Source organism: Streptomyces scopuliridis RB72 (assembly GCF_000718095.1).
GTDB lineage: Bacteria > Actinomycetota > Actinomycetes > Streptomycetales > Streptomycetaceae > Streptomyces > Streptomyces scopuliridis.
In genome coordinates this window covers 108290-122255 of the sequence record NZ_JOEI01000005.1, presented here as the reverse complement: position 1 = coordinate 122255, position 13966 = coordinate 108290, and the positions used below count along the sequence as shown (strand labels likewise).

9 protein-coding genes and 1 pseudogene are annotated in these 13966 nt (G+C 72.2%); 4 read left to right on the top strand and 6 right to left on the bottom strand.

The genetic code is table 11. The features are described from left to right. Positions 1-142: 142 nt before the first annotated feature. The 3 genes from IF11_RS0105945 (at position 143) to IF11_RS0105935 (ending at position 2813) form a co-directional block, all read left to right on the top strand. The gene (locus IF11_RS0105945; protein ID WP_030350364.1) at positions 143-1504 is read left to right on the top strand and encodes a ferredoxin reductase family protein; all 1362 of its coding nucleotides are present in this window, start codon (positions 143-145) and stop codon (positions 1502-1504) included. A gap of 11 nt (positions 1505-1515) precedes the next feature. Beyond that, positions 1516-1965 carry an FMN-binding protein gene (locus IF11_RS0105940; protein WP_030350363.1) on the top strand — a complete coding sequence of 150 codons (450 nt, stop codon included), beginning with the start codon at positions 1516-1518 and terminating at the stop codon, positions 1963-1965. Positions 1966-2060: 95 nt separating this feature from the next. Further along, positions 2061-2813, top strand: a complete 753-nt coding sequence (locus IF11_RS0105935) for an FAD:protein FMN transferase (protein ID WP_051745544.1) — start codon at positions 2061-2063, stop codon at positions 2811-2813. A 61-nt stretch (positions 2814-2874) separates the two neighbouring features. Here the strand turns inward: IF11_RS0105935 and IF11_RS0105930 are convergent, their stop codons facing one another. Beyond that, positions 2875-3561: a CBS domain-containing protein gene (locus IF11_RS0105930; RefSeq protein WP_030350361.1), complete on the bottom strand. Its 687-nt coding sequence runs from the start codon at positions 3559-3561 to the stop codon at positions 2875-2877. 165 nt (positions 3562-3726) lie between these two features. Then, entirely contained in the window at positions 3727-4992 is a 1266-nt protein-coding gene (locus IF11_RS0105925) for an APC family permease (protein WP_030350360.1), read from the bottom strand. Positions 4993-5479: 487 nt separating this feature from the next. Here IF11_RS0105925 and IF11_RS0105920 point away from each other — a divergent pair, with 487 nt between their 5' ends. Next, complete coding sequence (locus tag IF11_RS0105920) at positions 5480-5911, top strand: ArsR/SmtB family transcription factor (protein WP_078490492.1); 432 nt, start codon at positions 5480-5482, stop codon at positions 5909-5911. Between the two features lie 41 nt (positions 5912-5952). Here IF11_RS0105920 and IF11_RS41905 read toward each other — a convergent pair. The 4 genes and pseudogenes from IF11_RS41905 to IF11_RS0105905 all read right to left on the bottom strand — a co-directional run. Next, a pseudogene (locus tag IF11_RS41905) lies at positions 5953-6102 on the bottom strand (oxidoreductase); the annotation flags it as partial. A gap of 253 nt (positions 6103-6355) precedes the next feature. After that, on the bottom strand, positions 6356-7096 hold the full coding sequence (locus IF11_RS0105915) for an SDR family oxidoreductase (protein ID WP_030350358.1): 741 nt from the start codon (positions 7094-7096) through the stop codon (positions 6356-6358). A 193-nt stretch (positions 7097-7289) separates the two neighbouring features. Then, positions 7290-7487 carry a hypothetical protein gene (locus IF11_RS0105910; RefSeq protein ID WP_030350357.1) on the bottom strand — a complete coding sequence of 66 codons (198 nt, stop codon included), beginning with the start codon at positions 7485-7487 and terminating at the stop codon, positions 7290-7292. Positions 7488-7560: 73 nt separating this feature from the next. After that, on the bottom strand, positions 7561-13794 hold the full coding sequence (locus IF11_RS0105905; protein WP_037727192.1) for a DNRLRE domain-containing protein: 6234 nt from the start codon (positions 13792-13794) through the stop codon (positions 7561-7563). Positions 13795-13966 lie beyond the last annotated feature (172 nt).

Here is a 13966-nt window from a genome sequence, read left to right as displayed (position 1 = left end):
GAGTTTCCTCTGAATACGCCCGGTGCGACGGCGCTCAGAAGATCCTCAGAGGTTGGGTTGCCAGGCTGGGCGGCCATGAGTTGCCAGGCCGGGCGGCCACCGCCGAACCGACGCCGGGCTCCACCGGCGGAAAGTAGGGCCCATGACCAGCGCGACCCACGCGCGCCGCACCACGGACCGCGCGCTGCTGCCGCGACGGCCGCGTTCGGCCGTCCCCGCGGTGACGCTGGGAGTGATCTGGGCCGGTGCCGCCGGTGTCCTCGTCCTGTGGTGGAGCGATACGGCGTCCGTCGTGGGCGCGGGCGAGTGGCTGACCGGCGCGGGCCGGATCACCGGACTCCTGGCGGGGTACGCCTGCGCCGTGCTGGTGGCCCTGATGGCGCGGATACCGCTCCTGGACCACAGCATCGGCTCCGACCGGCTCGCGCGCTGGCACGCCATGGGCGGCCGGTACACCCTCTCGCTGGTGCTCGCCCACACCCTGCTGATCATCTGGGGCTACTCCCTCACCGCGCACACCGGTGTGGTGGACCAGACGACCACACTCCTGCGCGCCTACCCGGACATGCTCAAGGCCACCGCCGCCTTCCTGCTGCTGGTGGGCACCGCGATCGTCTCGGCGCGGGCCGCGCGGCGCAGGATGCGCTACGAGACCTGGCACTACCTGCACTTCGCCACGTATCTGGCCGTCTTCCTGGCCTTCTTCCACCAGCTCAGCAACGGCGCCGACTTCGTCGCCGACCGGCCGGCCCAGGCGGCCTGGTACACGCTGTACCTCGGAGTCGCCGCGCTCATCGGCTGGTACCGCTTCCTTGTCCCGGTACGTCGGGCGCTGCGCCACCGGCTGCGCGTCGCCGACCTCCGGTACGAGGCGCCGGGCATCGTATCCGTCCATCTCACCGGCGAGCATCTGGACGAACTGGGCGCGCGGCCGGGGCAGTTCTTCCGCTGGCGCTTCCTGGCGCCGGGCCTGTGGTGGACCGCCAACCCGTACTCACTCTCCGCGCCACCGCTCGCCGGCCATCTGCGGATCACCGTGAAGGAGGCGGGCGGGCACAGCGCGGCGCTGGCGCGGCTGCGGCCGGGGACCCGGGTGTGGGCCGAGGGGCCGTACGGTTCCTTCACCGCGGCCCGGAGTACATCGTGGAAGGTGCTGTTGCTGGCGGGCGGTGTCGGGATCACACCGTTGAGAGCGCTGTTCGAGACGCTTCCCGGCGAGGTGACGCTGATCTACCGGGCCCGCCGCCCCGAGGACCTCGCCCTGCGCGCCGAACTCGACGCGATAGCGGCGGCCCGCGGCGCTGTCGTGCACTACGTCGTCGACGAACCGGCCGCGTACTCCTCGCCGCTGACGGCCCGCGCGCTGAGCCGGCTGGTGCCGGACCTCGCCGCGCACGAGGTGTTTCTCTGCGGCCCGCCCGGCATGACCGGGGCCGCCACCCGCGCGCTGCGGGGCGCCGGGGTGCCGCGCCGTCATATCCATCACGAGTCGTTCGAGTTCTGAGGAGACCCACCGTGCGACGAGCCGTCCTGACCGCCGCGTCGACCTGCTCCCTGGTCGTCCTGCTGCTCGCGCTCAAGCCGCACCACACCGCCGTGACCTCCGCGCTCGGGGGCGGTACGCCGCCGACCGGCACGGCCCCGTCGCCGACATGGTCCGCGCCCCCGGCGAGCGGCGGGCATCCGGTCGGCGGCACGTACACCGGTGACCCCGTCGACACCCGGTACGGGACGGTGCAGGTCGCCGCGACCGTCCAGGGCGGGAAGCTCACCGCGGTCAAGGTCCTCCAGGTACCGTCCGGATCCGGCCGCGACCAGCAGATCACCGCCTACGCGGTGCCACGACTGACGCAAGAGGCGCTCACCACCCACAGCGCGCACATCGACGCGGTCTCGGGCGCCAGTTACACCAGCCAGGGCTACATCCAGTCACTGCAGAGCGCACTCGACAAGGCCGGTGTCTGATGGTGTCCGATACAGGCTCGGGCAGGGGTACAGATCCGGGTACGGGTACGGGCAGACGGCCGGGTCATGGCGCCTGGCGCCATGTCGAGCACGCGATGGGCACCGTCTTCTCGTTCGACATACGCGACCCGCGCACACCCGCCATCGAGGCCGCGCTGCGCGAGGCGGTGCGCTGGCTGCACCACGTCGACGAGGTGTACTCCACGTACCGGCCCGAGAGCATCATCTGCCGTCTCTCGCGCGGCGAGATCGGACTCGACGAGTGCTCCCCGGAGGTACGCGAGGTCCTCAACCTCTGCAAGCGGGCCGTACGGCACACCGGCGGCTGGTTCAGCCATCTCGCGGGCGGCGTCCTCGACCCGTCCGGGCTGGTCAAGGGGTGGTCCGTCGAACGCGCCTCGCGGATCCTGCGCGAGGCGGGCGCGCACAACACCTGTGTCAACGGCGGCGGGGACCTGCAACTCGGGGGCGAGGCGGCGCCGGGCGCCCCGTGGCGCATCGGGATCGCGGACCCCCTGCACCCCGGCGAGTTCTCTACGGTCGTCACCGGCCGCGACCTGGCCATCGCCACCTCGGGTGAGACGGAACGCGGAGCCCATATCCTCAACCCCCACCACGGCACACCGGCGGACGGCCCGGCGTCCATCACGGTGGTCGGCGCCCGGCTCACCATGACCGACGCGTACGCGACCGCGGCCTTCGCCATGGGGGAGGCGGCGCGGGACTGGCTCGAATCCCTCGACGGCTACGAAGGATTCGCGGTGACACGGGACGGCGGGTCGTGGTGCACCAGCGGATTCCCGGGCGAAACGCCGCCGGGTACGCGCGCGGACGTATCCCGGCACTGAGGCCGCCGCCGGGCCGCTCGTCCGACGTCGTGCCGCCCGCCGCTCCGGTCCCTCTCCGTGTTCAGAGCCCGGCTCCCGCTTGAGGTGATGCCGACGCGGGGGCACCCGGCCCCACCAGAGCGCATTCGACGTCGACGACCCCCTCGACGGCCCGCACCATCCTGGCCGCCACCGGCACCAGAGCGGTGTCGCCCACGCGGCCCCTGAGCGTGACGACGCCGTCGGCCACGCTGACCCGCACGTCTTCGCCGGCCACCAGGAACAGGCGCTCGACCACCTCCGTACGTACCTCCTGAGCGAGATCCTCGTCCGACCGCAGGAACACCTTCAGCAGGTCGCACCGGCTGACGACCCCCCGGAGCATGCCCTCGCCGTCGACCACCGGCAGCCGCTTCAGCCTCCCCCGGGCCATGGTCCGCGCCGCCCGGGCCAGAGGGGCGTCCTCCCGGACCGTGACAACGGGGACACTCATCAAGTCCTCGGCGGTCAGCGCCCCGGCCTTCCGCAGATCATCGAGACGGCGCAGCTGCTCCAGGCGGCTCGGGTCCGCGTCCCGGAACTCCTCCTTGGGCAGCAGATCGGCTTCCGAGACCACCCCGACCACACGGCCGTCGCCCGCCAGCACGGGCACGGCGCTCACTTTCCACCGCGCCATGGTCGCGACGATCTCCTTGAACCCGGCTCGCGGGCTCACCGCGACGACGGGGCGCGTCATCACCTCGCTCACGGTGTGCGGCGTGTGGTGCATGGTCCCTCCGGTCCCTCCTGCGCTCAGGGCGCGTGGTGTCCTCCCATGTCAAGCGTGAGCCCGCCGGACGCGACGCCCCAGGGGCTGACCGGCCCTGCCTCCCGTCCGAGTGGCCCGAAGCCCGCAGTGGGACCCGGACTCTCCAGCGGGACCCGAGGCTTGCGGTCAGCGTCGGGTGGCCGCCTTGCGCAGGCCGTACGCGGCGGCGCCGAGCGCGAGCACCACCGCTCCCCACAGGACCGAGGCCGTCGGCAGGGCGAAGGCCAGGACCAGGCAGCCGGCCATGCCCACGACCGGCACGATCCTGGCGGGGCGGCCCTCGGCCGGGGTGAGCGTCCAGGCGGAGGCGTTGGCGATGGCGTAGTAGGCCAGCACGCCGAAGGACGAGAAACCGATCGCGCCGCGCAGATCGGCGGTGGCGGCCAGGACGGCGACGACCGCGCCGACCGCGAGTTCGGCGCGGTGCGGCACCTGGAAGCGCGGATGGACGGCGGCCAGGGCGTGTGGCAGATGCCGGTCTCGGGCCATGGCCAGCGTGGTACGGGAGACACCGAGGATCAGCGCGAGCAGCGAGCCGAGCGCCGCCACCGCGGCCCCGGTCCGCACCACCGGCACCAGCCCGGGGACCCCGGCGGCCCGGACCGCCTCGTCCAGCGGCGCGGTGGCCCCGGCCAGGCCGTCGGGCCCGAGCACCGAAAGGACCGCGAGGGCGACGCCCGCGTAGACGGCCAGCGTGATGCCCAGGGCGAGCGGGATCGCGCGGGGGATCGTCCGGGCCGGGTCGCGTACCTCCTCGCCGAGGGTGGCGATGCGCGCATAGCCCGCGAACGCGAAGAACAGCAGCCCCGCCGCCCGCAGCACCCCGCCGACGGTGGTGTCCGCCCCGATGTCCAGCCGCGCGGACTCGGCCGTGCCACCGGTCAGACAGGCCGTGACCACGGCGGCCAGGACCGCCAGGACGACCGCGACGATGCCCCGCGTCAGCCACGCGGACTTCCGTACGCCTGCGTAGTTCACCGCCGTCAGGGCCACCACGGCAGCCACCGCCACCGCGTGCGCCCGGCCGGGCCACACGTACGCGCCCACCGTCAGCGCCATCGCCGCGCAGGAGGCGGTCTTGCCGACCACGAAGCCCCAGCCGGCCAGATAGCCCCAGAAGTCACCGAGGCGCTCGCGGCCGTAGACGTACGTGCCGCCGGATTGCGGGTAGCGGGCGGCCAGCCGCGCGGAGGAGGTGGCATTGAAGTACGCGACCACCGCGGCCACCGCCAGGCTGAGCAGCAGCCCGGACCCGGCCGCCGCCGCGGCCGGTGCGAGCGCGGCGAAGATCCCCGCGCCGATCATCGCTCCGAGCCCGATCACCACGGCGTCGAACACGCCGAGATGCCGCTTCAGCTCGCCCGCTCCGGGGGACCCCGCCGACGTACCCATCGCTCGCTCCTTGACCCTGACCCTGACCCCGGCCGGACGACGGTTCCTCCACCGGTTGTTGGCCGCACGCACGATATCCGCACGGGTGTTCGCGATCGGGCCGTGGCGCGGCCGAGGTGGCTGGTAGACATGGACCATGACGTACCGCCCAGCGCGCTCAGCGCGAACAGCAGCGGGCGGGACTCCCCGGCCCGCTCCCGCTCCCCCGCGCGCTCGCCGTCCCGTTCCCCGTCGCGCTCCGCGACAGCCGTGGCGGCCAGGGCCTGTTCGCGCTCTCGACCGACGAAGTACGGCACCGGCGGGGGGATCTGATACGCGCGGTCGGAGTTCATCGACGCCGCGCGGGGGACGCTGAGCCTGCCGGGCGGACAGCTTCCGAGCGCCCGCACCGCCGCCCCGCCGTCCGGTGTCGTCTCGTAGGCCCGCCCCGCAGGCCCGGCGGCTCCGCGCCGGTCGTCGGCACCCCGTCGTCGGTAGAATGGCCCGCATGGGCCATGGGATAGAGAGCAGGAACGACGCCAGCACTCGCGAGCGCCTCGACGCCGCGGGCCCCGCCGACGTCGCCTCCACCCTCCAGGCGCTGGCGACCCCCTCGCGGCTGTATATCCTCGCCCGTCTCCAGGAGGGCCCCTGCGCGGTCGGTGAGCTGGCCGAAGCGGTCGGGATGGAGCAGTCAGCCTGCTCCCACCAGCTCCGCCTGCTGCGCAATCTCGGCCTGGTCACCGGCGAGCGCCGGGGGCGCTCCATCATCTACGCCCTGTACGACCACCACGTCGCCGAGCTTCTCGACCAGGCGCTGTTCCACGTCGAACACCTGCGCCTCGGACTGCGCGACCTCGCGCTCGCCGACGGCGTCCCACAGGAAGCGGAACGGGCGACCGCGGCGGCTCCGGCCCGGTCCGCCACCGCCGAACGCTGACGCCGACGGCGCCTCCGACGCGGAGAATGCCGTCCGTTCTCCGACTGGAGCGGGCTGAAGCCGCCGAGCGGGAAGAACGAGGCGAACGCGATGTTCTCGGCGGCGCACCGGTCGACGAGATCGTCGTCCTGCCCGGCGGCGAGGTCGTAGAGGTTCTGCACGGTGACGACGGGCGCGATGGTCTGCGCCTCGGTCTGGACGGGAAGACGGGCCGACAGCGGCGCCGTCTCGCCCTCAGGGGTGTGCCGGTCAGTCCGCCCGGCCGCGGTAGAGCGCGAACCGGTCCTGCCCGCAAAGGTGGCGAACATGTTCGTGGCGACCAAGTTCGCAATCCCCGGGTCGCGTCCGGGCTCGCGGTGACCGGACCGGGTGCGCGAGGGGGTGAGCAGGCCCTGCTGCTCGTCATGGCGCGGCGCGGCGCCCGTGGTGCGAGGCCCGGGCGGGTTACCGGCCCCCGGAGACTCTGAGCACCGTCCCCGTCGTGTACGAGGCGTCGTCCGACAGCAGCCAGGCGACCGCCGCGGCGATCTCGGTGGGCTCCCCGGGGCGGCCGAGCGGGATCCCGGCGGCGGCCCTCGCCGGACGGTCGGGATCCCCCATGGCGGCGTGCATCTCGGTGTTGATGATGCCGGGCGCGACCGCGTTGACCCTGATGCCGTCCGGGCCGAGCTCCTTGGACAGACCGACGGTCAGGGCGTCGGTGGCCGCCTTGGCCGCCGCGTAGTGGACATACTCGCCGGGGGCGCCGAGGGTGGCCGCCGTCGAGGAGATATTGACGATGGCGCCGGAGCCGCGCGCCGCCATGTCCCGGGCGGCGCGGCGGCAGCACAGCAGATAGCCCAGCAGGTTCACCTCGATCACCCGTCGCAGGTCGGCGGTCCTCGCATCGGCGAGTCTGCCGAGCGGGCCCGTCACACCGGCGTTGTTGACCAGCCCCGTCACCGGTCCGAGTTCGGCCGCGGCGGTGTCGAACAGCCGCTCCACGTCCGCCTCTTCGGCGGTGTCCACCCGTACGGTGACACAGCGCGCCCCCGCCGCGCGGACGGCCGCCGCCGTCTCCTCGGCCGCCGCGCCGTTGCTGACGTACCCAAGAGCCAGATCATGACCGTCGGCCGCCAGCCGGACGCACGTCGCGGCGCCGATACCCCGGCTGCCGCCTGTGACAATGGTGACCGGACGTGCCACGAGCTGCCTCCTGCTGAGTGAGGGAAGCGCCCGAAGCGCCCCCCGCGGGATTCACCGACCTGGCAGCAAGTCGTACCTCACCCTCGCCGTACGCACACATCCGGGGCGTTCCCCCGCGACCGGGGCTGAGGCGCCGGCGCCCTCACTCGGACGCCGGCGCCTCACTCACTCCGCCACCCGGAACGGAGTTCACTCACTCCGCGTTCTCACTCCGTTCCCGCCGGGCGCGGATCCGCTCCGCCGTCCAGGCCACGGTGAGCACCACGGACGAGCAGAAGAAAAGTCTCTGCCCGTCCTTCGCGCCATAGGCGATCGACGCGACGATGCCGAGGACGAACACCACGGCTCCCGCGCCGAACAGCGCCGTCGATTCCTTGCCTGCTCTGCTCACTGCCTTCTCCGGTGGTGTGAGGGGACTTCGGTGGCCGGGACTTCGGACGGTCGGGACCTCAAGGGCGGCACGCTCACCGTCTCCACCACCCCTTGCGGTGGTTCGGCGCGTACTTCCTGTGCCGCCCGCTGCCGGGACGGTGCCGCAGCAGCGCCCGGGAAGGCGTCCACCGGATTCCCGCTCCGGCTCTGACACCCCAGCCTACGGAGAAGCCGATCGCGCCGACCCCGGCCCCATAGATACCGGCTCTGCCGACCGAACCCCAGGACGCCCTGCGGTTTCCGGCCTTCTTCGCCGCCGCGCCCGCGAGACCGCCCGCGATGACGCCGCACGCCGCTGCCGCCGCGCCCGCCGTGAGCAGTCCACAGGCGAAGCCCGCGCTGAACGCCGCGATTCCGACGCGATGGCGCTTGACGAAGCGGCCCACCCGGCTCCGCTTGAACGACTTCCACTTCTTCTTGAACCAGCCCCACTTGCCGTCCAGATCGAAGCGGTTGAGCGGATCCGCGCTGACGTAGTCGTAGGCGTTGGAGTTTCCGCCGTGGACCGGGTCGACGCTGAGGAAGCGGCCGGTGAGCGGGTTGTAGAGCCGTACGCCCATGAGCGTCAGGCCCGTGAGGGTTTCGGCCGAACGCTGTTTGGCGCCCAGCCAGTTGTAGCGGGTGGCCGACTGGCCGGGGCGCGGGTTGCCGTACTCGTCGGCGTCCAGCGCCTCGGGCGCCTTGGCGGTGTCCAGAGGCAGACGCAGGGCCACATCTCCGTGGATGGAGCTGAGCTGGAGCACGGTGTCGCCGGTCCGGCTCGTCGTGGCGGCCAGATCGCCGCTCGCCGAGTCGACGTTACGGGTCAGCGTGCCGGCCGCCGTGTCCTCCACGATCCAGCGCGGGTTGTCGCCGTCGCCGTCGTAGTGGTTGAGCTTGGACCCGCTCTGCGTCCAGGTGCTCCCGCTGCCCGTCTCGGTCTTCCAGGACCGGAACCGCAGCGCGGCGTCCAGCTGCCAGGTCTGCCGCTTGCCGTCCGCCGTCTGCTGGTACGCGAGATCGTTGGCGTAGTAGCCGAGGGTCCCGTGCCCGGGCAGGGCGGTCGTACGGCCGAACGCGTCGTACGTGTACCCCGCGTCGACCAGCCGGTCCGCGCTGTCGTACGTATGGCTGGTGGCGGTGCCGCCGCCGGTCGGGCAGTCGGCGCCGGGGGCGCCGGTGGCGGTGGTCAGGGACTTGCGGTTGGTGCGCGCGTCGAAGGTGTACGCGCGGCGGGTGCAGACCGTGTCCGCCGTGTCCTCGACCGTCGTGAGCCGGCCGGTCGCGTCATAGCGGTAGGTCTGGTCGGACCAGCCGGAGTGCCGGGTGTTCTGGCCGTGCACGGATTCGGCCACGGTGTCCGAGTAGACGATCGTGCCGTCGCTGTCCCGGGTGTACGTACGGTCGACGGCGGACCCGGTGGTGTCCTCGGTCTGCGTGAGCGTGTAGCCGCCGGGCAGCTTCTCGGTGGCGACCGAGCCGTCCGCGTCATAGGTCGCGCGGAACGTGCCCGCCACCGAATCGGTGGTGGACGTGGCGAGACCGCGCGGCTCGGCCGTGTGGTCGTACGCGTACGTGACGGTGGACGGCGAGGTGTCGGTGACCTTCACCTGACGGCCGAGCAGATCGTACTCGGTGGTGGTCCTCCCGCCGTCGGCGTCGGTGTACGCGATCTGGCGGCCGAGCAGGTCGTACGCCTTGGTGACCGTCCCGCCGGTCGGGGAGACCGTCCTGACCGCCGTGCCGGTGGCCGGGTCGTACTCGGTGGTGGTCTCGGGCACCGCCTGGCCCACTCCTCCGGTGACCTTCACCGTGGTGGTGCGGCCCGCGTTGTCGTACGACGTGGTGGTCGTACGGGTCGAGCCGTTCGCGGTGTCGCTGACCTTGGCGGGGTTGGCCCACCAGTCGTACTCGGTGGTGGTCGTCGGCAGCTGGGCCGGATTGGTCCCGCCACCGGTGATCGCGCCACCGGCGGAGAGGGAGCACACCAGATCGGCCCACTCCGGCCGGCCCGCGCAGGCACCGGTGCCGTCGGCCGTCCAGTACGTGGTGACCCTGGTCGCGGCGTCCGTCCCCGTCGCCCCGGGCAGCAGCTCCTTGTGGATGCGGCCCTGCGCGTCGTACTCCGTGGTGGTGGTGAGGGCCAGGCCGCCCGGGTCCTTGATGGTCTTCGTGGGCAGGCCCTTGGCCCAGTCGTACACGGTCTGCGTCGTCCGTGACTCGCCCTGGACCGACGGGTGTTCGCGTACCTGCGCGCCGGTCGTGACCTTCGTGACCTGGTCCTTGACCTTGGCGGTGCCATCGGTCGGGCGGCCCGCGTCGTACTCGTTGACCGTCCAGGAACGGGCGGTCACGGACGTGCCCGCGGCCACCAGCACCGTGCTGCCGGACTTCAGATCGGCGGTCAGATCGACCCGGCGCAGCGGCCCGAACTCCTCCAGCTCGCGCGTCCCGTCCTCGTTGTGGACGGAGCGGGTCGCCAGCAGATCGGCGCGCTCGGCGCTGGTGAGCCGGTCGATCCCGAGACCGGCCTGGGTGGCCCGGTCGTCGGCGGTACGGCCGATCGCGACGGCACGGTTGGCCGCCGACAGTTCGCGGACGGTGTTGCCGAAGCGGTCGAACTCGGTGACGGAGAGATGCCCGCCGGGTGTGGCCGAGTTGACCTGCCGCCCGGAGACGCCCAGATAGTGCACCTCGGCCCGCTTGTAGTCCGCCGCGGTGAGCGCGTCCCCGGAGTGCGAGGACGGTACGGCGTCGGCGGGCAGGACCGCGGTCGCGTCGGTGGGCGCGTCCAGCTGGCCCCACGCCTTCACGTCGCCGGCGCCCATCGCGTACGGCGCCTTCGCGCCGCTCAGCGGCACGTCATAGACGACGCTGGTCGCGGCCTCGCCCTCGACCGTGTCGGCCGTACCCTGCTTCAGCCCGGGACGGGTCGCCTTGAGCAGCATGCCGTCACCGGCGGTCGCCGCGCTGCCCGCCCTGCCGTAGACGAACGTCCAGGGCAGTTCGCCGGGCGGCGTGAGCTGGGTGATCCGGCCCGCGCCGTCGTAGCGGTACTCCGTCTTCAGCGACGGGGTGATCTGCGGGTTCCACGTCTGGCGCAGCCGTCCGTCGCCGTCGTACAGATACATCTGCACGGCCTTGGACGTGGCCGAGGCCGCGCCGGGGACGGTGGACCACTGCCGGATCTCCTTCACCTGGCCGCCGATGTCACCGAACGCGGTGGCGGTGGCGGTGGTGGAGGTCGCGTAGACGAACTCCAGCGCGCGGCAGCCCTTGGTCGCCGGGTCCGCCGTGCAGGCGGCGGCGGTGGCGGCCGAGGTCGGCGCGATGATCCGCCGGGGGCGGGCCAGCTTCTTGCCGTCGACGGTGACGGTCTCGGAGACCACGGTGGTGGTCGAGTTGGCCAGCCCGTCCAGCAGGGTGCTGGAGACCTGCCAGGTGGTGGCCGACGCGTCCGGCTTGGTGAACGCGGTGACCGTGCCCTCGGTGTCGGACAGGGTGAACGAGCCGGTCATGGCGCCCTTGAGGGTCAGCTCCTCCGAGCCGGGCTCCGGGATCCAGCCGGTCTTCGCCGCGTTCGCCGTGAAGTGGATGGCGTCGCCCTCCGACAGCACCACATCGAGCGCGGTGTCGGAGACCCTGCGGATATGGCTGTAGTCGGAGTCCGTGGCCTCGGCGGCCGTGCCGGTCACCCACTCCTTGCCGAAGACCGGTGCCTGGCCCTCCTGCTTAGCGCCCTTGTCGGGGACGCGGGAGGACGCCGTACGGGACACCGACAGCTCGAAGGCGGAGGCGTCCGTGGCCGAGAGGGAGTAGTCGCCCGTCAGCAGATTCACCGAGCCGGGCCCGGCCTCGTCGGTGGCGGCGCCGTCGGCGTTGCGGTCCACGACGACGGTGAGCGGTTCGGTGCTGCCCGCGGCGGAGTTCGGCCCGGTGAAGTCGGCCTTGATCTGGACGGATCCGTCGGGATCGACCGTACCGGCCGCGTTCCACGCCAGCGCGGCGTTCCTGCCGTTGACGAGCGGGACCGGCCAGGCGGTCAGCGGCTGACCGCCGGAGGTGACATCGGCGACCGGGATCCGCTGCCACGGGTCGGCCTCGGAGCGGCGCCACGAGAACGACACGGCGCTGTACTTCGCGCCCTCGGCCTCCGCGGCCAGCGGCAGCCGGCGCGCGGTGCGCTCGCCCTCGGACGGCTGGACGAACCCGCCGGGGCCCGCGTGGAAGACGTACTCGATCGCCTCGGACTTGTTGTCCGCCTTGTCCACGGCCCGCACCTGAAGGGTGTGCGTGCCGTCCTTCGGCGGGGCGACGGAGAGGGCCTTGGCCCCCGACGCGCCACCGGTGGAGACCTTCGTCCAGGTCACCCCGTCGAGCGACCACTCCAGCCAGTTGTGGTCGGTGCCGGCCGGCGGCGTGACGCTGAAGGTGCCCGGCTGCCCCGCGCCCTTGACCCAGCTGTCCGACGGATAGTCGGTCGACGTGATCTTCGTGGGCGCCGAGGGGGCCTTCGTATCGATGGTGAACGTCTTCCAGGCCGACCAGCCCGTGTTGTAGTGCGTACCGTCGTACGGGCTGGTACGGAACTTGTAGGTCTTCCCGTCGCTCAGCACCCCCGCGGGCACGGTCACCGAAGCGGCCTGCCCGGACGGCACGTACTTCGACACCAGCACATTGCCGACCTGCGTGTCGGTGGCGCTGTCGAAGATCTGGAAGGTGCCGTTGACCTTGTCACCATTGGGGTCGACGAACGTGTCACGCAGCGTCGGTGTGACGGTGTTGACGAGATAGGCGCCCCCGTACGAGAAGTACGGCGGTCCCGCCTCCTGCTTGGTGCCGGTGCGCGGCCGGTAGTTGTACGTGACGACCAGTTTCGGCGGATTGGACGCGGCGTTGGCGGAGTTGACCCGCTTCCACTGTCCCGTCACCGTCTCGCTGGACGCGCGCAGCCCCAGGTGCGAGCGGGCCGCCTTGGCCGAGGCCCACTCCTGCGCGAGCGTGGTCACATCGGCGTTGATCCACCCGTCGGGCGCCGAGGTGCACGCCGGGTTGCCCCGGGTCTCGGTGGAGGTCGCCTTCTTCGCGGTCCACGCGGGCTGCGCGGTCCACCGTGACGCGGTCGAGGCCGCGCCGGTGGACCAGACCTCCCAGGGGTACGCCTTGCAGTCGGTGTTGCCCGAGTGGAAGTTCCACAGGCTCAGCTTCGCGTCCATGACCAGCGCGTCCTGGATGGGCGCGGTGTTCCAGGTGATGAAGGAGCGAGCCGTGCGCGGCGTGCCGTCGCCGTTCGTCGTGCCGGGGTTGCCGAGGTCCAGCTCGACATCGGTGGACCAGTCCTTGGTCTCCCCCTGCTGGACGTACGTGTCGAACACGTTGCTCAGCGACGAGGTCGACGGGTCGACCGTGACCGGATACCTCGTCTTCGGATCGGCCAGGAACTCCGCGTCCGGCGTCACCACCAGATCGAGCGACGAGCCCTTCCGTACGGCCTTCATCGCCACCGGCACCCGGCGGGTGTGCTCGCCGGAGACCGGATCGACGGTGGCGTCCCACATCACCGGCGCGGGCATCAGCGCCTGCTTCTTGTTCTTCCTGTCGGTGAACAGCACGCTTCCGTCGGCCTGCTGCTTGGCCGTCAGGCCTTTGGTGATCAGCGGCAGGGTGTACGTGTAACCGCCCGCCGCCGGGCGCCGTTTGATCTCGACGAACTGCTCGAAGCCGGTACGGGTCGCCTCGACCACCACGTCCGCGCCCGGCACGGCGTCGACGTACTCGGCGCGTGCGCCGTCCAGCCGGGGCGCGGGCAGCCCGCCCTTCCACTGGAGGGTGATCCGCTGGTCGCCCTCGCCGAGGGTCACCAGATCGGTGGCCCCGGCGGACTGCGCGGCCTGGAGGGACGCGGCGGGGGTACCGGTCTTCCCGGCCAGCCGCAGGCCGTTGGGGTGGGCCTTGGGCTCGACGCCACCGGAGCCGTCGTCCCGCAGCTCCACATCGACATCGGTCCAGGCGCCGCCGCGCTCGAACCGTACCGGACCCGCCGACAGCTCCGTGGTCAGGCTGCCGTCCTTGTTGGCCCAGGTCGTGGAGGTCTCCGAACGCTCGGAGAGCGCCTCGACCCGATGGCCGGCGAGCTTCGCCGCGACCCGGGCCGAGGGGATGTCGGCGGCTTCCCCGACCGATTCTGCGGCGGGCTTCGGGGCGGTCACCTGGCGGCCGGGGAAGGTGAGCGCCACGGCGTCACCTGTCGCGCCGACCACCAGGGCGGCCTCCGCGGCGAGCAGCATGGCGGTGCCGAGCGCGATACGCGGCAGGGCCCGTCTCCGGCGCCGCGCGGCTCTCGGGGCCGGGTCGGTCTCCTCCCGCAGAGGGGAGGGAACGGCATCAGGTCTCATCGAACGGTATCCCTTGTGAGGAAACAGGAAAGAGCGTTCGATCCGACCACTTCGGTGATCACGA

Bases quoted from the DNA above. Each gene is read 5' to 3' on its own strand.
- IF11_RS0105920 (WP_078490492.1), top strand. From the start codon at position 5,480: ATGGGCCATGGGATAGAGAGCAGGAACGACGCCAGCACTCGCGAGCGC.
- IF11_RS0105945 (WP_030350364.1), top strand. From the start codon at position 143: ATGACCAGCGCGACCCACGCGCGCCGCACCACGGACCGCGCGCTGCTG.
- IF11_RS0105905 (WP_037727192.1), bottom strand. From the start codon at position 13,794: ATGCTGCTCGCCGCGGAGGCCGCCCTGGTGGTCGGCGCGACAGGTGAC.
- IF11_RS0105930 (WP_030350361.1), bottom strand. From the start codon at position 3,561: ATGCACCACACGCCGCACACCGTGAGCGAGGTGATGACGCGCCCCGTC.
- IF11_RS0105925 (WP_030350360.1), bottom strand. From the start codon at position 4,992: ATGGGTACGTCGGCGGGGTCCCCCGGAGCGGGCGAGCTGAAGCGGCAT.
- IF11_RS0105935 (WP_051745544.1), top strand. From the start codon at position 2,061: ATGGGCACCGTCTTCTCGTTCGACATACGCGACCCGCGCACACCCGCC.